This window comes from Herbivorax alkaliphila, assembly GCF_030848475.1.
GTDB lineage: Bacteria > Bacillota > Clostridia > Acetivibrionales > Acetivibrionaceae > Herbivorax.
This window is the reverse complement of sequence record NZ_JAVDDS010000040.1, coordinates 14,148-36,063: the sequence shown is the minus strand read 5'-3', so window position 1 is coordinate 36,063 and position 21,916 is coordinate 14,148. Positions and strand designations below refer to the sequence as shown.

Genomic DNA, 21,916 nt, shown 5'->3' with positions numbered 1-21,916 from the left:
CTACTTGGTACAATGAATTATATTTATATTGTGTAGCATTTCCATTTGCGTCTATTTGTTTTTTCAAATTACCCAATATATCATATTGATTTTCTTCAATAAGGTTTCCTTGCTGCTTTGGATCAAAATTGTCTGATGTTCCTCTTCCAACCCATGTCTTTTTTACATTTCCTAAATAGTCATATTCATAAGCTGTTTTTGAGTAGAATACTCCCTCAGGGTGACCACTTCCTAATGTATTTCCTTTAACACTTGTCTCAGATTCTACTCTTCCAAAGGAATCATATTCATACTTGGTAGTGTAGTCCTGTCCTGCTTCTGCTGTTTCAGGATCAATAACCTTCGTTACAAGATTTAAATGATTATATTCATATTCTGTATAATAGCCTTCATCAGTTCCAGTCCACTCTTTTATTAGATTTCCATAATCATCATACTCATAGCCTCTTATTACCATTTTATTAAATACACCATCTATATAGCTGGTGTGTTTTTGTGGATTTGAGGCCAAAGTAAATTCTGTTAATTCACCTATATAATTTTTCTCTTTTAATTTATTGTTCTCATATATATATACTGTTCTGTTCATATTGCTAAGATCTTGATTAGGTTGATAATTTTCTGGAGATACTTCCGCAATCACTCTTCCTGCCCAGTCGTAGTATACAGCACTTGTTACAGTTACTATTTCTTCATCTTTTTCTAATTCTCTTGTAACTTTTTCAACTAACCCAGTATCTTCATATTTATAGGAATAATCTGTTTTATTACCTCTTCCGTCTACAACTTCATCAGGTCTTCCCTCAAAGTCATACTTGATTGTTGTTGTTATTTCCTGTGTAGCAGCTTGAGAATTTCCATCTTGTAATATTACTTCACCGCTGACTTTTGTCTCTAAAAGTCTTCCGTATTCATCATATTCATATACTTTTTCTACACTATCTCCATATGACTCTATTTCTTCATATTCATCTGCTGGGTCAAGTTTTTGAGCTTCCCTAATTTCACTTTCAACATTACCATCTTCATTATATTCATAAGTAGTAACTACTGCAAATGTACCTGATTCTTCATTTGGTATTTCATATAGTTCATCAGGTGTTACAAACTCATACTTTACTTCCGGCTCTCCTAGGTGATTATTTTTATACCTTACAATATTAGTTTTTCCATCAACATATGTTGTCTCTAAGTCTACATTTCCATCTTCATCATAGCCATATTCTAAGACTTTAACATCTGAACTGCCATCATTATCCACCAACATTGTTTCTAGTCTGCCATTATCATACTCATATGATTCACCAATATATGTAGATGGCTCCTCACCCAATAGTACTTTTTCTGTACCTGTTTTTTCTGATTTTAAATTACCATCTTTGTAGTATTCATATTTTGTCTTAGTATAGTATGTGTCTTCACCATCTTTTTCAATTGATGCTCTTTTTGCAGTGATTCTACCTAAGCTATCATAAGCATACCAAGTTTCTCTTCCATCATTTCCAATTGTTTCTCTTATCAAGTTGTCATTTTTAGAATAATACTTTACAACATCTGCCTTACCATCTGTCTTAATTGTTTCTGTATTATCTTTATAGTCTCTTATAGTTTTTGTACTTATGTAATTTGTAGGAGTATATCCCTCTTCACCTTTTTCATAATACTCTCTTTTTTCTACTACTCTATTTCTCAAATCACTACCCTGCTGACGCTCAGGCATAGTATAAAAGTATTCTTCCAAAATAACTTCTTGATCTTCAGAAAAACTTATTCTTTTAACTCTGTTCATTTCATCATATTCAGTTATATAAGTTTTTCCATCAGGTTTTATTTCTTTTTGGAGATTTCCAGCATTGTCGTATTTATATTCTGTAACAAAAACATCTCCTGTTGTTAAATTTTCTGTTTTTTCTATAAGCTCTCCACGCAAGTTATATTCATAAAATGTTCCATGTTCTGTACCATACTGACTTGGCAAAACCTCTTTTACTATGTTTCCATAACCGTCTTGTTTTGTTTCTGTTATACTAATTATTTTACTTACACTGTCTCTTTCATCACTCACTGTTACCTTTTCTATTTTGCCATTATAATCATAGGTTGTCTTAAAGCCTAGCTCTGTAGTTTCACTCTTCATTCTTCCAATATCATCAAGCTGGTATGATGTCTTGTTTCCTGCAGCATCTATTATTTCTTTTAAGTATCCATTTGGCTCATAGTCATATGTTATAGTGTTATTTTCAGGATCTGTAATTGTTTCCACAAGACCTTCAATTCCATATTCTGAATAATCATAATAATCATATGTAGTTATTGCATATGGCTGATAGTTTTCACTCATATTATAGCGAATATTTTTTATTTCCTTCTCAAGTTTTACTCCATCGTCATAATACTCATACTTAGTATAGGAATCTGTTATGTCTTTCGCCTTTTTTTCCTCAATCTTAGTAATAGTATTTATTATCCTGTCGTCTTCAATGTAATTATTGTATTTATATGCTGTATGTGGTACTTCATCAATCCCTCCAACATCATCAATACCTTTTACATAACGTTCAGTTTGTTTAACTAGATTTCCATTAGCATCAATTTCACGCATGGTTGTGTATCCATATTTGTCCTTTGTAAATTGTCTGCTTTCTCTTTTCTCTGATAGTAAATTTAATTCATCAGAACCAATGTTTGTTATGTCTTTCCATTCACCTTCATGCTTTAACTCATATTTATGATTAATTACACCACCATCTGCATGTATTTCTTTTATAGGATGTTTTAGGAAATCACTGTACTCAATTGTCGTAGTTACATTATTTCCATCTATAAACTGTCTCTTTAAATCTCCTTTTACTTCATTTCCTTTCTCAGCGTTTTCGTCAACTCTCATATCTAAAAAGAGCCAATATTTAGTTTTTCCTAATGCATCTTCTTGTTTATACATTCTTCCATATGCATCATAGAAGTTAGTCAATATATTCTGATAAACCAGCTCTCCATATTCATTTTCTTCTTGTATCCTTACATTTTTTAATCTGCCAATATTATAATCATCGTCAGAATTATCGTCAGAACTCTCACTGTAATATGTATACTCGGTACCTTTTTCATATTCATTTATAAATTCAGTAAGATATCCATCACCATCTATTATGTATTCAACTTCTCTTCCTATATTGTCTATTACTTTTACATTTTGTCCTGAGTAATCAAATGTTAACGACCTTCCTTTGTTGTCATTTACTTCATCAAGCCTATACATTCCGTCTACATCAGTGCTTCCTTCTATATTTAGCTTGTTTCCATATTTGTCTTCAATAAGCTCAAGTCTGTAAAGGTCATCACCATCACTTTTTATATATTCCCTTTTTGACATATCATTTTTAGCAAGTATATATTTACTGTCATCAATATAGAACAGTTTATCATAATTTCCATATGGAGCTCTATACTCATTACCACCAACATGATCAAATACAATACTTGTACCAGCACCAGTCTTTATTTCTACTCCAGAAGCTTCAGTCTTTATATATGCACTGTGTACATAGTACTCACCATCCTGTATAAATACTTTATACCAACCGTTGTATTCCACTATTTCTCCATTTTGATCAACCTCCAACGGTAAAACCGCATCTCTTGGTACCAGACCTATTGATTCATAGTTTGTACTATAACCTTTCCTAACATTTAATGCAGAGGCTGTTACTCTTCCGTAATTTTCTATTTTTTCTAAATAGGAATCGTAATTAAATCTCCATCCCTTTCCAATAAAAGTCTCTTCATCTTTGTCTGAGGAATTATATGTCCGTGTAAGATTTATTGACACTCCTGGTGAATCTATACTCAAGTCAGTCTGGCTTGTTGTGTAATCGCCTGAAAGTAATCTGTCTCCACCTGTATTTCTTATAAGTGATCCTTTATACATTCTAAGACCTGGCAAGTCATCAAAAACATATTTTTGCGGTCTTTCAATAAATCCTTCACTGTCTTTTCCACCTATCAAGTATATTTGGCTATATACTAAAGCTGTTCCAAATTCACTTCTCGGTTCTGGTAATGTCTGTTTATTCCCATGATCTTTTATAACTTTTACCACATTCGGTTTTTTGTTAGGTTTTTCCCAACCTTCGTGTGTAGCAGGATTAAATACCTCTACACTGGATAAGTGTGTATCATCCTTGCGACCACCAAGGACATATATTTTTCCATCTATTATTTCTGCACCATGATAAGCTCTTGCAGTATCAAGGCTATCAATAGTCTCCCAAGTACTATTACTTGAAGAAACATCAAGCATTTCAACACTTGAAAGGTATTCTCCTGAAGCATCCTTACCACCTATCACATATATATATCCATCGAACGCTACTGCAACTGCACCTCTTCTTGCTTCGGATAAACCATCTATTTGTTCCCAATCATTTTCTATAATATCATAAACCTCTACTACATCACTGACTTGTCCACTATATCCACCTATTGCATAAATCTTGTCATCAAATTCTGCAACTGCAAGCTCTGATCTTGGTGTCATATTTCCATTTGCTGAAACAATTGAAGAACCTGTAACGCTCGAAAATCTTTCCATACTTCCAGTATAACCGTTACTGTTTTCTCCTCCTAGTATGTATATATCATTTTCAACTTCAACAACTCCCATTTTTGCTCTTTCTTCTTGCATCTCTTCAGAATACCCTACAGTCCATTCACCTAAAATTGGGTCATACTCATTTATACCTTTATAATAGGTTCCATCTTTTTCTCCACCAAAAGCATATATCTTAGCATAAGAAGATGCAACACCAATTCCCTCTCTTTGATTTGGCATTATTTCTTCCTGCTCATGCTCATCAGATGTTGGTGAAAATTTCTCCTTTATATTTTTCCATGCAAATTTTGATCCTTCCTCTAAAAGCTGAAGGGTATAACCAACTTCGAAAGGTTTTGTAATAACAAGATTTTTAAAGAAGGAGTGGTCAATATTTGACTGTCCAATCGATCTATCAAATCTAATGTTTTGTACTTCATCTCCACTTAAAGTTACTGTATGATTACCGCTGGTTGCAAAGTTACGTGGATTTCCTCCAGTAAAATCCCCTTGATCATTAAAAAGAGGTTGCGAAAAGTCACCTTTAACTTCAAGGTTTCCATCTGTTAAACATGCTTCGTGGTCTCCATCCTTTTGATCATTATTATTATTAATATGATCAATATCTGATTTTGTTTCAAAATCTCCATTTACCAAAACATAGTCATTTTCATTTCTCATTATAAGCCTGCTATATCCAGACATTTTGAAATTTCCGCCTACATAGAGACTACCACCATCAATATTTAATGTAGCATGCGATTCTGGTGGATTACCATCATTATTTAATATAAGGTCACCTTTTACTGTAAGGGTATGTCCATTTAGACTAAGAGTTCCACTTTCTATCTCTAAATCACCATCTATTTCCAAGTCACCGTCTATCTCTAAATCTTGAGTTAACAAAACTCCTTTTTGTGGATAATAATTTGAGGTTTTGTTGAAGTTTTTTATAATAATCACTATGTCTTCCATATTGACAGCTCCATCTTTATTTATGTCAGCAGTCTCATCAAATCTTGGATCCCCCGGGACAGTGTTAAAAGCACGTACACCTCTCATTATATCATCCATATTTAAGGCATCATCATCAACAATATCACCCCCCCACATTTTTATTGGGTCATCTTCTGTCCCTAGGCTAATATCGTCTAATAATGTATAAATATTTTTTATTTCTCTTGTAACATAATATGGTTTTGTTATTTTTATATTATATCTGCCTGTAGGAACGTCCTCAACTTCAAAGTATCCACTGGCATCTGTTTCTCCATCAAGATCAAGAATGCTACCATCATCCGCAATCACTTCGACATTAAAACCAGCTTTCATTTCTTCTTCTACTTCTTCATCATAAGAAAAGTCTGGCTCTACATAACCTGAAATTTTATGAGAAGTACCTGTAAGTGTTCTTACACTTGGCTCATCATTTGTTTTACTTAAAATATCTATTGATTCCAGTTCAAATACAGGTAAGTTTTCATTTATTACTTCTGGCTGCTCTAACATATAGCCTTCTTCAATTATATTTCCATTTAAATCATGAAATGATATTCCATCACTTATATTTATTTTATCAGCTCCAACTTTTATTTCTATCATGTTTTCTTTTAAAACTTCAAACTTTATTATTCCTAAAGTATCTCCACTTTCTACTACACCATCATTTCTATAGTCATGAATTTTTACATATGCAGCACCAAAACCTAAAACACCTCTATAAAGGTCGTGCCCAGCTAAATTCATCGGATCATAGTAATCATCTGTAATAACATTTTTTCCAGACGGGAAAGTTTTATCCTTAAATGGAGACAAATCATCTTTTACAGGTCTTACAACATGTGGATCATATGAAACATATATCTGATATCCTGAAAATTGAGGCATATTTTCTATATTAATTTCTCCAGTTATAATTTCTCCAACTGAAGCTGTTGTTTTATCAAAATCAACACTCACCATCCCAGCATCAAAAACCACTTCTACTTCATCACTTGGAGAAGATTCAACAACTACATTATATGGACTTATACTATATCCAGTTACTTCTACATGTGCCGAGGAACTATCCAAATCTGTTATTGTATATGTAAGCTCTGATGTAGAAGCTATCTCCTCTCCATCTAAATATATTTTATATCCTTCAAACAAACTGTCCTCTTCAGTATAAGATTCATCCCATGTTAACACTACATCTGAATTTGAGTTAATACTCCATTCAAGATTTGTAGGAGGTGTTGGCAGCATACGAGATTTAGGAAACTCATCTGTAATTTCCATTAATACTCTTTGCATCATATTATAGTCAGTACTGTCAATAGTACCGCTTGCCATTACGTCGCCTGCCCAGTAATCATCTTCTACAGGAAAGGTATCAATTATATCCATTAAGTATCTGTACATTAATGTACAATCTGAGCTGTCAAAATAACCATCTCCATTTACATCGCCTATTCCATCTTCTCCAACATTCATAGCTGTTAATCTTTCAGGATTTGCATGCATATCTTTGGTAGATAAGGAATACATATCTACTAATCTTTCAGGATTTGCACGCATGTCTTGGGCATTTAGAGAATATCTATCCGCAGAAATCCACCCTGGTTTAAAAGATACATCCCTAATTGTATATAGTTTATTATTTTCTCCTATCTTTCCAAAGCTCCAACCATTTCCAAATCCTATTTGTGTAGCTCCATCAAAAGAATTATCCAATTCAAATATAAGCTTTGCTATTTCTCCTGATTTAGTTAACGGCTGATTGGATTTCTTAGATTCATCTATATATAATATTTTTACACCTCTTGATACATCTCCTGCATTTATGCTTGCATGAGGATTCTTTGTAAGCTTTCCTGCTTCAAATCCCTTATATGTCATTTTTGTTTTATCGTAACTCACTGTAAAGTCAAAACTACATATACCTTCTTCAGGAAGATTGCTTATTTTTATGGGAACCTCTATTTCCTTACCTGGTTTAGCATCTACGCTAGATATTTCTACCGTAAACAAATCTTCATTGACAACAACTTCATTAGTTTCATCATTTTCTTCAGGTGGTTCATTTAGTAATGCAGCACCTGCATTCAGCCACCCAGAAGTTGAAACCTTACCTGATAGTTGCTTAGATTTTGACACATTATTAAGTATTCTTTCTTTAATTTCAACTGAACTTAAATTATTATCTGTACTCTTTATAAGTGCTGCAACACCTGCAACATAAGGTGCGGCAAAAGAAGTTCCATTAAGATATGCATATTCTTCTTCTGGAACACTACTTATAATTGAAACCCCTGGTGCTCCAATATCAACATTATCTCCATAGTTTGAAAAATTTGCTAATGACCCTCGGTTATCTATCGCTCCAACAGATATAATATTATCAAGGTTATAAGCTGCAGGGTATATAGGTTCTAAAGTTGAATCATTTGACAAATTACCTGCTGCAGCAATAAAAAGACCATCAGTTTGTTCTATTACATCTTTTAAAGCTTGATTGTAATTATTAGAACCCCAGCTACAATTAAAAATAGTCGCTCCCATGCTTGCTGCATATTCTATAGCCGCAATTGCATCGGAGGTTCTTCCTACACTTCCTTCTATGAATTTAACAGGTAAAATTGTCGTATTAGGTGCAACACCTGACATATTATTTTCATTTAACGTTGCTGTAATTATACCTGATATATGAGAACCGTGAAAATCATATGTAGGAGAATTATATACACTGTTATCATTATTTGCAAAGTCCCAACCATTAATATCATCTATCAAACCGTTATTGTCTGTATCTTTATCATTTAATTTTTCATTTGAATTTATAAATACACTGCTGGAAATTTCAGAATGAGAAATATCTACACCAGTATCTATTACAGCTACTATTACATCCTCTGAACCTTGGGTAATATCCCATGCTTCATTTATATTAATATCCACACCTACTGTTCCATTCTGCCCTTCAACTGTCTGACCTTCATTTATAAGAGCCCATTGATTATCAAAATGCTCCCCTTCAGACAAATCAAGTGTTTCTAAAATATAATCAGGCTGAGCATATAGAACATCAGGGTTATTGTTTAAATCCTCTAAAAAAGACTGTTGTGTCTCTTCATCTCGAACCTCTATCTTATCTATTTTTAATTTTTTACTTACTCTTTTAGATTTAACTTGAGAAGCTTTATTTTTAGAAGCAACTTTTGTCTTTATTTCATCAGCTTTTTTTAAATCTTTGTACACTACTATTATTCCATTATTTTCTTTAAACTTATCTTTGTCCTTGTCTTTATCCTTTTTGTCTTTATCCTCACTAACCTCTACTATTTCTTCTTTCTTTTCATTATCCTTTTCTACTTTATCTTCTTTTTTATTAGATGCATTTACATCTACCTTATTTTCTTGAAAATAATCATCAGTAGAATTTAAAGAACTCTCTCTTGCTACTGCAAAAACATTCTCAATCGAAAACGAAAATGTGTTAATAATGAATACTACTAGCATTAATACGGACATAATTTTTCTGTTGTTATACATTTTTCAAAACCCCCATAGTTTTATTTGTTTAAATTTTGCTGAAAACACAGACATAATTGAACTAATATGCAAAGATAAGATAAATTTCAATGTATGATAGTTTTCAGAATTTATAAAATATGCTTTGTTTATTTAAGTAAACAAAGATTTAATCTGTTTAGCACCATTAAGTGTAACTTTTAGAAAAAACCACTGCACATTTTACATTATTATTAAAAATATGTCAACCATATTTCTGCTAATTCTTTTTCTCTATTTTGTTAATTTTCATTTAAATCATCTCCATAGTACAACTTAATAATCTCGTATTTTTGTGGCATATTTAATATTTTCATTTCAATTGTTTTACGATAAAGTAACATTCATTGTTTGTATATCTGTATTCTGATAACATAATAATAGACAGTCAAATAAATGACTATAAATTAAAAGGTCGGGATTAATTATGAAAAAAATATGTATTGTTTTCTTTACACTTTTTATATTTTTATATTTCTCATCTAATCTTACATATGCAAACTTAAAATATAAAGGTGAAACTTTTTCTATTACTGACACTGCTGACTTTAACTTACTTGACATAAAAAATACTTACGATGAAAATTCAATAGCACTTACAGATAAAAAAGATCAATTTACCGTTTTGATAACCTCTGATGTAATTAATGATGAGGCTTTAAATAACATGCGACAAATACTTGTTGATTACACATCTTCTGACCAAGAAATCTTTTATGAAATATTTGAATATAAAAAAAGCTACTTTAAAGCTATGGTTGAGCATAATAAAGACGACTTTTACTTCGGTAGCTCAGAAGATTCCCTAACTGAAAGCTATATTAAAGTATTTAAAGAATATGACCAAATACTTTTTGGAGAAAGCTCCAATATAATTCTTTTTAATACCATTAAAAACAGTAAGCAACCGGTTTTTGAGGAAACATGTTTGAACATAACAATTCCCTCATTTTCAAACATGTCCATTTATTCTATTAACATTACAGGCAAGAAAGGCTTTCTTACTAAAGATAATATCAATACAATATCATCAATAATTAAGTCCTTGAATATTCCAAACTCTGATAACTGTAATAATACATTAGATTTGTTTTCAGATGCACAGGCAGTAGATAGAGCAAACCAAGGTATTTATCCTGATTTAAACCAAACAAATATTGAATTTACTGAATATTCAAATAAAAAACATAATTATAAAATTTATCATCCTTCAACTTTTATTCCCTATTTAAAGAACAGTATGGTCAAAAGTTTTGACTATGTGAGCTTTAAAATAGACTATAATAAACATTATTCAATTTCAGTTGAAAACCAAGTAGATTCAGATACATATGCGATGGACAAAAAAGAACAGTTAAAATCTTTAAATGGCAATAAATTAACTGTGTTAGATTATGGGGAATCCAATATATCCAACGAATACTATAATTTTTTAAGATATAAAACAAAAGAAGATTACGGCATGTTGTATGTTACAGAATTTTACACGCTCCAAGATTCCAAGCTATTTACAATTTCTTTAAACAGTAAATTTAAAGAGCCGTCCTCTACAGTTATTAATATTTTTGAAAAAATTGTTTCATCAATTGAATTTACTGAATCTGATAATATTTATAGCTTAAGTGAAGATGTAACTTTCGACAAATTTACCAATGATTCAGAAGGATACTCTTTTCTCTACCCTGATAGTTGGACTGTTACCAACAAATCCAAAAACATAAACTTTAACACTTTTCATGTAAAAAGTTCTGAATACTCAGCTTCTCTTGATATCATTGTAAATGAATCAAGCTTTCTTCCTGTTCTTTCGAAAGCAGATATATTGGAATTTGTTACGCAAACTAACAATTCTTCTTTAAAACAATTTTTTATAAATTATTCTGCCCCATATGCTGATAAAACTCATAAAATATTAAATACAAGTTTTAAAGAAAAAAATGATGTGCTCTATATTTATAAATTAATAAATTATCTTGATGAAAGAGATAGGCACAGACTGGCCTATTCAATCGATATAGTACATAATAATAAAATATACTCATTATTTATTTCTATTAATGACTTTTTAGCATCAGGTACAGATTTCACTGATGATAGACTTATGAATATAATAGACATAATTGCAGATTCATTTTGTATTGAAAAAAATGCTTTACCAAAAGAACACTTAAATAGAGCTTTGTATGCAAACGCACTAATTGCCAACATTGGTAATTTAAATGCAAAAAATAATATTTTGCTTCACCCAACTACATTTGTTTTTGTTCAGACCCCAACAATGGTTCCAGTTATTTCGCGTTGGGGTTTTCCCACTTTAAAATAATAATTCTTTTCACCTAAAAGACTATGAATTTTTCCTCACCAACTTTAGTTAAAAAAGTTTTAGCAGGAAAAACTAAGTCCTGCTAAAACTTTAACTAAAACTATAAGTTTTATAAAGCCTGTATTTTTCACGCATTATTTCCCGGAAATACTGCTAAGATACGAATTAATCATACCATCAAGTTTTCCATCCATTATAGAATCAACATTTCCCTCTTCATAATTAGTTCTGTGGTCTTTAACCATTGTATATGGACAGAACACATATGATCTTATTTGACTTCCCCAAGCTATTTCCAATTGAACACCTTTAAGATCTTCAATCTTTTCTTTTTGCTCCCTTTCTTTAAGAGCAATAAGTTTTGACTTTAGCATTCGCATAGCAATATCTTTGTTCTGAAACTGTGAGCGTTCATTCTGACAGGCAGCTACAAGACCCGTAGGTAAGTGAGTTATCCTTACTGCCGATTCAGTTTTGTTTACATGCTGTCCTCCTGCACCACTAGAACGATAGGTATCTATTCTAAGGTCATCAGGACTAATCTCAACTTCTATTTCATCACTTAATTCAGGCATAACATCTAAAGATGCAAAAGAAGTATGTCTTCTGCCTGAAGAGTCAAATGGTGAAATTCTAACAAGTCGATGCACACCTTTTTCAGCTTTTAAATATCCATATGCATTTTCACCTTCAACCTGTATTGTAACACTTTTTATTCCCGCTTCATCACCGTCAATATAGTCGAGCATGCTTACTTTAAAACCTTTTCCCTCAGCCCATCTGGTATACATTCTAAGAAGCATTTGAACCCAGTCCTGAGCTTCTGTCCCTCCTGCACCTGCATGCAAAGTCAGTATTGCATTTTTTTTATCATAAGGTCCTGTTAGAAGAGTTTGTAATTTTAGATTTTCAAAATCTTCTTTAAAAACCTTAAAATCCTCTTCTATTTCAGTTATAACACTTTCGTCCTGCTCTTCAATAGAAAGTTCACATAGTGTATACAAATCATCTCTTTTAGAAGAAAGCTCTTTGTATTTTTCTATTTGATCCTTTAACATCTTTAGTTTTTGCAAAATATTTTGAGATTTTTGAGGATCATCCCAAAAATCAGGCTCTGTCGTCTTTTGCTCAAGCTCTTCTATTTCATTGCTTTTACTTGCAATGTCAAAGTGAAGCCCCCATTTCTTTTAATTTTTCTTCATAACTTTGAAGCTCAAGTTTAATTTCTTCAAGCTGTAACACTTTTACATCAACTCCTCTAGTAAAATAAAATACAATGTTCATTTTACAACATTAACATATAAATGTCTAACCACATAAAAAATACCCCAAAATATTTTGGGGCACTTTTTATACTATGCTTTAATCTTATAACTCATCAGTTATTTTTAGTACATATCTTTTAAGCAGTATATAATCTGTTGAGTCTATCTCGCCATCTCCATTTATGTCTGCAACTTTATAAGGATCTACGCCATTTGGAAATTCATCAATAATCTCAAGTACATATCTTTGTAATAACACATAATCTGTTGAATCTATTTCTCCATCTCCATTTATATCACCTAAAGTTAAACTTTCTTCTATCATTACTCCTCCATTATTAAATCGTATTGGAGCTAATGGATAAATTATATGGACTCCTTCTGTGGTGACATCATATATTTTGCTAAAACCAGTTTCTGCTTCCTCATTTATTTTAGCAGTTATTTTTGCCAGTTCGTCTCCCTCTTGGTAAGTCTCACTATCTTCAAAAAACACACAGGTGATTTTATCATCATTTAAATACGTTTCAAAAAGGGTTTCATCATAAACACTTTCTATTGAAACTACCTCTATATCAGAAGAATTATAATTTAAAGAAAATTCAAACTGATTACTCATACCACCTTTCGGCATATTTGTAAGTATAACAGGAATTTCTACTAAGTCGCCTGGCTTGCCTGAAACACTTTTAACATCTATTTCTGCTCTGTCAAGAGTAAAGACCTCTTCAATAACTGTCACTTTACCCTCTTGACTTATAAGAGGATATTCGTTCAGGTCATAATTTGCAAAAGGACCAATGTTATCAAATACAATTGGCACTATTTCACCTGTATCTTCACTTTTTATTTTTACACGTAAATTCGCAAATTCACCATCTTCTGTTATAACTTCATCAGCCCTTCTTTCTTCAAATATAATAGGTAATCTTCCTACATCAGTACGATTATTATAATCTAAACCTGGTAGACCTCCTTCTGCCAATTCACCTATTTCTACATCAATCACTTCTAATTTTTCATTGTCATATTCTATAGTGAAATCCAAAACACCTATACCTTCTGAAGGAACATTTAAAAACATGATTGGAACATCTACAATCTCTCCTGAAACTCCTTTTACATCATCAATCATTATTAAAAGTGTATCATCTTCAGGCATTGTAAAGGATCTTTCTATATTGACGCCACCGCCTATAATCTCAAAAGAAAAATTTTCAAGATCAAAATTTATAAAACACATATCAGGAAAATTATCATCATATTCAGGTAGCTTAATTGCTGAAAACTTGTCTGTTTCATTTTTTATTTCAGCTATAATGGTTACAAATTTTCCTTTATCCATTATCATTCTATCGCCGTCAGTATAATCGCAAAACAAAAAGCTTAAAGCTCCATCATTATTGCATACAGATACCTGCATATCTTCTTCTGGAACTCCTACTATACCCCCTGGTACAGCATCTATAATTTCTATGTCTTGTTCATCAAATTCAAGTGAATAATTAAAGGCCAAAATACCTTGTTCAGGTACCTTCGACAATTCTATTGGAATTTCTACAATATCTCCTTTAACTCCAGATACTTCTCCAATCTCTATTAAAACTTCTTTTTCAATATCATCTTTTTCTAAAACAATACCACCCTCTATGTACTCTAAAGACACTCTATTTAAATCATAATCTGCAAACTCATAATCCAAATCTCCCATTGTAATTGGTATTATATCATTTTCTGCTGTTGATTTAACTTGTGCTTCGATTTCGAAAAATATACCATCTTCTAATATTAACCTAGATCCCACACCTGTTTCATCATGAAATAAAAAGTATAACTTTCCTTCTTCTTCATTGCAATTAAAATAAAAATCCGATTCCTCTTCTACAATATCTCCAACAGATACATCAATTATATCCAATTCATCAGCATTATAATTTAATCTAAAATCACAGTTATTAATTCCCTGTATCGGAACATTTAAAAGTTTAACTGGAATAACTACACTTTCACCACTTGAAGCACTTACTTCACCAACTTCTAAAAATAAGTCACCCTCTGAAGTCAATATCTCAGTATCAATTTCAGCTTGTACTACAGTAGTTAAACACGTAACCAAAAACATAATTGCCACAACAAATGCAGAAACCTTCATTTTCTTCTTTCCAAACATCTAATCAACCTCCCCTTTTTTTAATTTACAATTTCTTTCCCTAAATTTTATCATACTTTTTCAAAAAAAGATAGTACTTTTGCTAAATTTTTCAACCTCACCTCAGTATGTGTCAAATAAATACAGTGAACTCGTGAAGATTTTAATCCATCTAAAGGCATTAAGAAAAACTCCACCTTATAAAAGATGGAGTTTTAGAAAAATATAAATAGCTTACTTTATATTTTTATGAGTGCTGCTTATACTATCTAAAAGAGGCTTTAAGGCATCCACTGCCAAACCTGATTCTTCAATTTCCTTCGCAAGTTTTATATAGGGAAGACTTGTTTCTTTAGTTAACCACATTATCAATTCTTTATCTTTAATATAATCAAGTATCGAGCCTGCCTGTTCATTTGTCTCTGCAAGCTTCTCTTGGCCTACTTCTATAGAATATAATTTTTTTTCTTCTTCATAGCTCTCAACAGTATTATAAGTGTAAAAAAAACTATCTCTTACCTGTGCATATTTGGCTAAAATTTTAATTGTACCAATAAAAGGCATCCTTTCACCTTTTGCATAAAGTTCCAACATTTCTGGGAATATCAAGGTTCCCAGCTTATCACTAATATCCTGAGATAGTTCTTGGTATGTACGCCCTCCCTTTATTAAGTCAATATTTTTTCCAACAGTTACAGCATTCACATCTCTACAATTAGAACGCCCTAACAAATAGTCCGCAGACACACCAAAATAGTCCGCTAATTTGTGGAGTATTTCGTAATCTGGCTCCCTTTTAGCCAACTCATAGGATGCAATTGCTTGGCGGGTGATTCCCAGATATTCTGCTATGTCTTTTTGCGAGAGCCCCTTTTCCTCTCTTAATTGTTTTATCATTGTTGAGAAAGCCATTAAATTACCACCTTATTACAATTTGACACTATTTTTTTATATTTTCACGTCAAGCAACAAATTGTTTACGTTTTTTTTGAATTATTATTGACAGCAACAGATTGTTGCTGTAAAATAAAGTATGACCATGAAGAACTGCTTAACAAAATATATTTTATCATAGTTTTTTGTTATTAAACAAGTTTTTATTGAAATTTTTAAGATATTGAGTTTATAGTTTCTAATTAAATCAATTATTATGTTGATTTATTATTATAAAAATTTTATAAATGGAGGCGATGTTTTGGACAACATTGAGTCCCTTAGGGAAAATTTATATGAAGTTCTTGACTCTGGGGATGATAGTGAAATTTTAACTGCAAGTCAGGAACTTGACAAATTAATTGCAAACTACATGTTACAACAGTTAAAACTAAGCAAGTATGCTTCATGAATTTAATTGAAGCAAGTATGTGTTTTGCAAAATATTGTAGCCATTTTGCAAAACCATTTCAAATTAATGAACACAATATGTTACTGTGTTCTATGTAAAGTGTCATCCTGCACAAATTTATATATAAAGTATTACTTTATTCGTACTATAGAATCTATAGTACGAATTTTTTTATCTTTTTTAAGTAGATGAGTCTCCCTGTAAATCCTCATTATAGTAACTTACAAAAACTAGTTGTTTTGTAGGTTACTATAATTTTAAAAATCATCCTTAAAAGTCTGCTCTAAAAAACTCTAATGAATCCAAATGTAAATAATAAACTTTTTCTATCACAACCTCTATTTTTTATTTTTTTGTACGAATCTTTTTATTTTTTCTACAGCCTCAATAATATTATCCATAGACCTACAATAGCAAACTCTGACAAATCCTTCTCCACATTCACCAAACGCATTTCCAGGCACAACTGCAACTTTTTCCTGCACAAGAAGCTTTTCGCAAAACTCAGCTGAATTCATACCTGTTGATTTTATACATGGAAATACGTAAAAAGCTCCTAGTGGTTCAAAACATTCAAGTCCTGCATCTCTAAACCCTTTTACCACAACTTTTCTTCTTCTATTATATTCTCTTACCATTTTTTCTACATCTGAGTCCGCATTCTTAAGGGCTTCTACTGCTGCATACTGAGCTGTTGTTGGAGAGCACATTATGGCAAATTGATGAACCTTGTACATTGCTTCTATTAAGTCTGGATGCCCACAAACGTATCCAAGTCTCCAACCTGTCATTGCATATGCCTTAGAAAAACCATTTATTAAAATTGTCTTGTCTTTCATTTCTGGAAAATTTGCTATTGAAACATGTTCTTCATTATATGTCAATTCTGAATAAATTTCATCTGAAATAACAATTATATTTTTATCTTTTATTATATCAACTATTCCCTCTAAATCTTCTTTTGTCATAATCGCACCCGTAGGATTATTCGGAAATGGAAGAATTAATACTTTTGTCCTGTCTGTAATTGCATTTTTCAAAAGTTCTGGAGTTAATCTAAACTCATCTTCATGCCTTAAATTAATAATTACAGGTTTTCCACCTGCTAAAACTGCACACGGCTTATAAGATACAAAACTCGGCTGAGGTATAATAACCTCATCTCCTTCTCCTATAAGAGTTCTCAATGCAATATCAATACCTTCGCTTCCTCCTACAGTAACAACAACTTGATTTTTAGGATTGTATTCTAATGAATATCTTCTTTTTAAGTAATTACAAATTTCTTCTCTTAGTTCAATAAAACCTGCATTTGGTGAGTAGTGAGTGTGGCCTTTTTCTAATGAGTAAATACCTGCCTCTCTCACAGTCCAAGGTGTAACAAAATCTGGTTCCCCAACACTTAAAGATATTGCATCCTTCATCTCATTAACCAAATCAAAAAATTTTCTAATTCCTGATGGTGGTATATCTTTAACCGATGGTGTAATCATATCAGACATTTTCATAATACTATTGCCTCCCTGTCGTCTTGCGGGCCTTCTTTAAAAATAGTCCCTTTATCCTTATATTTTTTTAATACAAAATGAGTAGATGTACTCAAAACAGAATCTAGTGGTGAAAGCTTTTGTGCAACAAACATTGCAACTTCCTTCATGGTTTTTCCTTCAATAATCACTGTTAAATCAAATCCTCCTGACATGAGATAGCAGTCTTTTACCTCAGGATATCTATATATCTTTTCTGCAACTTTGTCAAACCCTTCTCCTATCTGAGGCGTTACTTTAACCTCTATTAATGCTGTAACACTCTCTTTGCTAGTCTTTTCCCAATTAATCAAAGTGTTGTATTTTAAAATTACATTATCTTTTTCAAATTTATTAATTGCTTCTTTTATCTCTTCTATACCTTTACCTGTCATTGTAGATATCTCTTCTAAACTAGCCTTACTGTTATTTTCTAATATTTCTAATATTTCTTCCACAAATATTCACTCCTTTGTAGTTTTGAACTGATAGAATTTAATTAAACAACTTACAACCCTACGTGGTAATTATTCGAAACTAAAGATTTTTTCATTATACTTTATTAAAAATAAAATTTTCTCAATTTAAATTATTTATATTAATATATATTTAAATAACAAAAAATCCCTCACTATAAAAGTAAAGGAGGAAGGAGTAATAAAACAACTTTTTATTTCATTTCTCCACCAAAGTATCCCTAAACTCAAAACCATACTTTTAAACCCAAAAAAACTACTTTTTATCATCACTATCATTCTTTCCTGCATACTCTTCCATAATCTCTTCGATTATATCTTCTGATAAATCATCATCTTCTTCAACTTTTTTTGAATTTTGAAAATTTTCTTCCTCAGCTTTAGTTTCAGCAAATTCTACTACGCTATCTAAATCTGATTCATATTTTTTTAAAGTAGCACTGATTTCTTTCTTTAAAAATTTTATTTCCTCTTTCATATCAACCAGCTTTTCTTTTTCCTGTTCTGTCTTTTCGGAAAGTTTTTTTCTTTCTTCATTTGCCTGTTTTTGTGCATCTTCTAAAATCAATTCTGCTTTTTCCTGTGCTTTTATTAAAACATCAGCAATTTTAGATCTATCTTCATTAGCTTGACCTGACTTTCTTGCTATGTCCTCATACTTTATTCTTAGTTCTCTGCATTGATTTTTAAGCTCAACTATTTCCTCTTCCTTTTCTTTTAGTTTATCGTCAAATTCCCTGAGAATCTTTTCAATATAAGAATTCACATCTGATTGTTTAAAACCAAAAAGTGCTGTACCAAATCTTTTTTCTCCAGCCATCTTGTGGTTCCTCCTATACTTTACTAAAATATTTAGCACTATAAAGCTAATTAAGTACTATATTCAACTTTCTATCCTAAAATCCTTCTTTTTCCCGAAAAAACTTTTAATATATGTTTTCCACAATTGTAATATTTTAAAAGCATAGGTTAAGAGGGGATTATGATAACCCCTCTTAAATCCAAATTTTAGTATTGGTATACATATTTTTCATATATGTTTTTCAATTAATTCAGATAATTCTGACTTAGATCTTGCACCAATAAGTTTTTCAACCACTTCACTGTTTTTAAATATTAGTATTGTAGGAATACTCATAATTTTAAATTTAGCTGCAATGTCTCCTGCATCATCTACATTTAGCTTAGCTATTTTTGCTTTACCATCATATTCATTTGCCAGCTCATCTATTACAGGACCCACAGCTCTACATGGTCCGCACCAAGGAGCCCAAAAATCAACAACCACCGTGCTATCTGAACTAACCACTTCTTGGTCAAAATTTTCATTTGTAAGAGTTATTACTTTTTCATTTGCCATAATTATTCCTCCTAAAAATATTTTATAAATATTAATTTTTTATTATAATACTATTTTTACCCTAATTTAAACAAAAGAAACATTTTCCTTTAATAAGTTATTATATTTTTATTATACTCTTATTATATTTATATTCAAACATTTTTTTATGACTCTCCTACCTAGTTCAAATGTTTAGTTTTAACTAAGACGTTACTAAGCGAGTTCACTCTCCTTTTTTCTTTTCTTTCTTGTCTCCTAAATTTAAATTAAACTTTGACAAAATATCCGGAACCATTTCTACAAGTTCTTCCATGCTTGCACTCTTTTTTATAGGTATAACCTGTATATCATCCTTTTTAATTACTAAAATAGCTGTTGGAGTTATTTTAGCACTTATACCTGAGCCCCCACTAGTTCCATCATTTCCTTCATCATCTCCTCTGGTCCCACTTCCTGAACCAAGCCCAAAACTTGTTGTTATAAAAGGAATCAGTGTAGCATCTCCTACCTCTATTGGCTCTCCCACTACAGTTTTTGTTTTAAAAAAATTTTCCAATCTTTCAAATAACAGGTTAATATTTTCGCCTACATTAAAATTATTTGACATGATTTTTTGCCTCCTTAAAGTTTAATTTTATGAAAAGGTGGCTTTAGATATGAAATAAGGGGGAATGATAACTCCCCCTTACGATGCATTCATCTTAAACAAGCATATGACACCACTAACTCATTACCTTTCTTTTAACACACTTTATAATTCAAGTATTTTTTCTAACTCAGATGCCATATCTAAATTTTTACAAACACTATTATGCCTTACTCTTTTTTTGTCTAAACCCATCAACCCATAAGGAATTTTTAAAGAACACTCCTTAGACAAAATCTGTAACAGTTCAAATTCATTTTTGCCTTTTATCGAGTTATCACCTAAAATTGCTTTTGATACACTTTCATTAAACTTAAATGGACTTGCTGTAGAGACAATAACAGATTTAGTCATATCTCCAGTTGAAATCACATACTTGTCATACACATCTATTGCAACTGACGTATGTGTATCAACAACGTATTTGTATTCATCATACATACACTCTATGGTTTTTAAAGTTTCTTCCTCATTTGAATAACCTGCCCAAAATAATTCAGAAATCTTTTTCCCAGTTTTGGTATCCACACTATAAACACCTTCATTTGAAAGATCTTTCATCCAGTTGTTTAGCGTATCAGAATCATGATCTGTTAATTCATATAATAGTCTTTCTAGATTACTAGAAATCAATATGTCCATAGAAGGAGATATTGTTTTTACAAACTTTCTATTTTTATTATATACATGTGTATTTATAAACTCTGTTAGAACATTGTTTTCATTTGATGCACATATAAGTTTATTAACAGGAAGCCCCATTTCTCTAGCATAATATGCTGCAAGAATGTTACCAAAATTGCCTGTTGGCACTACAAAATTAACCTTATCCCCTGTTTTAATCTCTCCTTCTTTCACAAGATCGGCATAAGCAGAAAAGTAATATACAATCTGCGGTACAAGCCTGCCCCAGTTTATTGAATTTGCTGATGAAAACTTATAGTTGCTTTTTTTCATTTTTTCTATAAGGTCATTATTTGTAAAAATTGCTTTCACGCCACTTTGTGCATCGTCAAAATTGCCTTCAACACCTATTGAATAAACATTATTACCTTCTTGAGTAACCATCTGCATTCTTTGAACTTCACTTACGCCCTTTTGAGGAAAAAATACAATTATCTTTGTACCATCAACATCTCTAAATCCTTCTAAAGCTGCCTTTCCAGTATCGCCAGAAGTAGCTACTAAAATTACTATTTCACTGTCATCCTCAGTCTTTTTAACTGCCTTTGTCAAAAACCAAGGCAGAATTTGTAGTGCCATATCTTTAAATGCACATGTAGGTCCATGCCACAACTCTAAAATATTGACATTCTCATTAAGCTTTTTTACCGGTGCTATTTTATAATTTCCAAATTTCTCATCTGAATATGCATTGTTAACACACTCAACAATTTCATCATGAGAATAATCTGTCAAATACTGCTTTAATATATAAACAGCTCTCTCTCTGTAATCCAGCTCAACTAAATTATTAATCTGATCTAAGGAAAATTTCACTAAATTTTCAGGTACAAATAATCCTCCATCTGGTGCAATTCCCATTTTTATTGCCTCAGAAGAAAATACTGAATCTAATCCTCCTCTTGTACTCTTGTAGTACATTTCACTTCCTCCTAAACTCTTATTAGCTTGACATTCTCCTCTTCCTAACGGAAGAAGGGTTAAGACAAATATCTTACGGCGAAACATATAAAAAACA

12 protein-coding genes are annotated in these 21,916 nt (G+C 31.5%); 2 read left to right on the top strand and 10 right to left on the bottom strand.

Annotation, left to right across the window (positions count from 1 at the left end; genetic code table 11):
- Positions 1-9,124: S8 family serine peptidase (locus RBH29_RS13340; RefSeq protein WP_306697416.1), on the bottom strand; the 9,124-nt coding region annotated here is incomplete at its 3' end.
- Positions 9,125-9,569: 445 nt separating this feature from the next.
- Between RBH29_RS13340 and RBH29_RS13335 the strand changes: the two genes are divergently transcribed.
- Complete coding sequence (locus RBH29_RS13335) at positions 9,570-11,465, top strand: PsbP-related protein (protein WP_306697415.1); 1,896 nt, start codon at positions 9,570-9,572, stop codon at positions 11,463-11,465.
- 134 nt (positions 11,466-11,599) lie between these two features.
- On the opposite strand, the gene prfB is transcribed toward RBH29_RS13335, so the two are convergent.
- From prfB to RBH29_RS13320, 3 genes are all read right to left on the bottom strand, one after another.
- Positions 11,600-12,707, bottom strand: a protein-coding gene (gene prfB / locus RBH29_RS13330) for a peptide chain release factor 2 (RefSeq protein WP_306697417.1) whose coding sequence is annotated in 2 segments (ribosomal slippage) — positions 11,600-12,631 and positions 12,633-12,707 — 1,107 coding nt in all. Because the reading frame shifts where the segments join, the coding sequence is not laid out codon by codon here.
- A 126-nt stretch (positions 12,708-12,833) separates the two neighbouring features.
- Positions 12,834-14,900, bottom strand: a complete 2,067-nt coding sequence (locus RBH29_RS13325; protein ID WP_306697414.1) for a cohesin domain-containing protein — start codon at positions 14,898-14,900, stop codon at positions 12,834-12,836.
- Between the two features lie 213 nt (positions 14,901-15,113).
- Positions 15,114-15,791 carry a helix-turn-helix domain-containing protein gene (locus RBH29_RS13320; RefSeq protein ID WP_306697413.1) on the bottom strand — a complete coding sequence of 226 codons (678 nt, stop codon included), beginning with the start codon at positions 15,789-15,791 and terminating at the stop codon, positions 15,114-15,116.
- A gap of 283 nt (positions 15,792-16,074) precedes the next feature.
- Here RBH29_RS13320 and RBH29_RS13315 point away from each other — a divergent pair, with 283 nt between their 5' ends.
- Positions 16,075-16,224: an aspartyl-phosphate phosphatase Spo0E family protein gene (locus RBH29_RS13315; protein WP_306697412.1), complete on the top strand. Its 150-nt coding sequence runs from the start codon at positions 16,075-16,077 to the stop codon at positions 16,222-16,224.
- 338 nt (positions 16,225-16,562) lie between these two features.
- On the opposite strand, the gene RBH29_RS13310 is transcribed toward RBH29_RS13315, so the two are convergent.
- The 6 genes from RBH29_RS13310 to thrC all read right to left on the bottom strand — a co-directional run bounded on the left by RBH29_RS13310 (position 16,563) and on the right by thrC (position 21,819).
- Positions 16,563-17,732 (bottom strand): aminotransferase class I/II-fold pyridoxal phosphate-dependent enzyme, encoded by a 1,170-nt coding sequence (locus tag RBH29_RS13310; protein WP_306697411.1) that lies wholly within the window; start codon positions 17,730-17,732, stop codon positions 16,563-16,565.
- The gene (locus RBH29_RS13305; protein WP_306697410.1) at positions 17,729-18,208 is read right to left on the bottom strand and encodes an Lrp/AsnC family transcriptional regulator; all 480 of its coding nucleotides are present in this window, start codon (positions 18,206-18,208) and stop codon (positions 17,729-17,731) included. The genes RBH29_RS13310 and RBH29_RS13305 overlap by 4 nt, the downstream gene beginning before the upstream one ends.
- A 274-nt stretch (positions 18,209-18,482) precedes the next feature.
- Positions 18,483-19,046, bottom strand: coding sequence for a V-type ATP synthase subunit I domain-containing protein (locus tag RBH29_RS13300; RefSeq protein ID WP_306697409.1), 564 nt, complete (start codon positions 19,044-19,046; stop codon positions 18,483-18,485).
- A 210-nt stretch (positions 19,047-19,256) separates the two neighbouring features.
- A complete protein-coding gene (gene trxA / locus RBH29_RS13295) occupies positions 19,257-19,586 on the bottom strand; it encodes a thioredoxin (RefSeq protein WP_306697408.1) in 330 nt (109 codons plus the stop codon).
- A gap of 205 nt (positions 19,587-19,791) precedes the next feature.
- Positions 19,792-20,175, bottom strand: coding sequence for a GerW family sporulation protein (locus RBH29_RS13290; RefSeq protein WP_306697407.1), 384 nt, complete (start codon positions 20,173-20,175; stop codon positions 19,792-19,794).
- 144 nt (positions 20,176-20,319) lie between these two features.
- Complete coding sequence (gene thrC / locus RBH29_RS13285; protein WP_306697406.1) at positions 20,320-21,819, bottom strand: threonine synthase; 1,500 nt, start codon at positions 21,817-21,819, stop codon at positions 20,320-20,322.
- Between the last annotated feature and the right edge of the window lie 97 nt (positions 21,820-21,916).

Excerpts from the sequence above, each read along its gene's own strand:
- RBH29_RS13335 (WP_306697415.1), top strand. The coding sequence starts at position 9,570 with ATGAAAAAAATATGTATTGTTTTCTTTACACTTTTTATATTTTTATAT.
- RBH29_RS13325 (WP_306697414.1), bottom strand. The coding sequence starts at position 14,900 with ATGTTTGGAAAGAAGAAAATGAAGGTTTCTGCATTTGTTGTGGCAATT.
- RBH29_RS13320 (WP_306697413.1), bottom strand. The coding sequence starts at position 15,791 with ATGGCTTTCTCAACAATGATAAAACAATTAAGAGAGGAAAAGGGGCTC.
- RBH29_RS13310 (WP_306697411.1), bottom strand. The coding sequence starts at position 17,732 with ATGAAAATGTCTGATATGATTACACCATCGGTTAAAGATATACCACCA.
- RBH29_RS13300 (WP_306697409.1), bottom strand. The coding sequence starts at position 19,046 with ATGGCTGGAGAAAAAAGATTTGGTACAGCACTTTTTGGTTTTAAACAA.
- trxA (WP_306697408.1), bottom strand. The coding sequence starts at position 19,586 with ATGGCAAATGAAAAAGTAATAACTCTTACAAATGAAAATTTTGACCAA.
- RBH29_RS13290 (WP_306697407.1), bottom strand. The coding sequence starts at position 20,175 with ATGTCAAATAATTTTAATGTAGGCGAAAATATTAACCTGTTATTTGAA.
- thrC (WP_306697406.1), bottom strand. The coding sequence starts at position 21,819 with ATGTACTACAAGAGTACAAGAGGAGGATTAGATTCAGTATTTTCTTCT.